Source organism: Vibrio sp. 10N.222.46.A1 (assembly GCF_041473595.1).
GTDB lineage: Bacteria > Pseudomonadota > Gammaproteobacteria > Enterobacterales > Vibrionaceae > Vibrio > Vibrio tasmaniensis_A.
Genome location: NZ_JBFRSN010000638.1, coordinates 2652 through 2915, shown reverse-complemented (window position 1 = coordinate 2915; position 264 = coordinate 2652). Strand labels below are relative to the sequence as shown.

1 pseudogene is annotated in these 264 nt (G+C 46.6%); it reads left to right on the top strand.

Annotated elements, in window-relative coordinates:
* A pseudogene (locus tag AB4496_RS17495) lies at nt 1–264 on the top strand (COG3650 family protein); the annotation flags it as partial.

Here is a 264-nt window from a genome sequence, read left to right as displayed (position 1 = left end):
CTTTTGGTCAGCAACCTTCGATAAAGACCAGCTCAAATACACCAAGATGGGCGAACAGCCACAGCTCCTTGATATTGAATCGAGCCGCACCACACCAAGCAGTCGTGATTACCAATTAGAGGGTAAAACAGCACAAGGCAAACTCAACCTTACGAAGGAGAGCTGTAGCGACGGTATGAGTGATTCTATCTATGGATGGCATGCCAAGCTTAACCTCAATGACAGTAACTATAATGGCTGTGCAACGGTCTCTAACCAAGACTC